Origin of the sequence: Enterococcus spodopteracolus (assembly GCF_030441955.1) — a bacterium.
GTDB classification, from domain to species: Bacteria; Bacillota; Bacilli; order Lactobacillales; family Enterococcaceae; genus Enterococcus_B; species Enterococcus_B spodopteracolus.
On the sequence record NZ_JARJHD010000062.1, the window covers coordinates 1 to 789 of the forward strand.

At 56.8% G+C, this 789-nt stretch carries 1 protein-coding gene; it reads left to right on the forward strand.

Annotated elements, in window-relative coordinates; all coding sequences use genetic code 11:
• Positions 1-789: MlaD family protein (locus P3R27_RS14465; RefSeq protein WP_301399142.1), on the forward strand; the 789-nt coding region annotated here is incomplete at both ends.

The following is a 789-nucleotide window of genomic DNA, read 5'->3' on the forward strand; positions in this document are numbered from 1 at the left end:
GGGTAGTAAAACCGCAGGTCGGTCGTGAAGGGGTCAGCGGCCTCGGAACACTGCTATCGGGTGCCTATATTGAACTTCAGCCGGGTGCCAAAGGCAGCGTGCCCGATCAATATACCCTGCTGGATGCCCCTCCGCTGGCACCGCCGGATGCCAAAGGTATCCGCGTGATCCTCGACAGCAGCAAGGCGGGTCAACTCTCACCTGGCGATCCGGTGCTGTTCCGTGGCTATCGTGTGGGCTCGGTTGAAACCAGTAACTTTGATACGCAAAAACGGACCATGACCTATCAGCTCTTCATCAATGCGCCGAACGATCGGCTGGTGACCAGCAATGTCCGTTTCTGGAAAGATAGCGGTATCGCCGTCGATCTCACTTCTGCCGGGATGCGTGTCGAAATGGGATCGCTGGCGACGCTGTTTGGCGGCGGCGTCAGTTTTGATATCCCGGATGGGCTGGACTTAGGACAGCCGGTGGCGGAGAAGAGCGCCTTTAAACTGTATGACGATCAGCGCAGTATTCAGGATTCGCTCTATACCGATCATGTCGACTACCTGATGTTCTTTAAAGATTCGATTCGCGGCCTGCAGCCGGGTGCGCCGGTGGAGTTCCGCGGTATTCGCCTTGGAACCGTGAGCAAGGTGCCATTCTTTAACCCGGGCATGCGCCAGGCGCTGAACGATGATTACCGCATTCCGGTTCTGATCCGTATTGAGCCTGAGCGGCTGGCGAATCAGCTGGGACAGGATGCAGATATGACCGCGCATATGAAAGAGCTGCTTAATCGTGGCC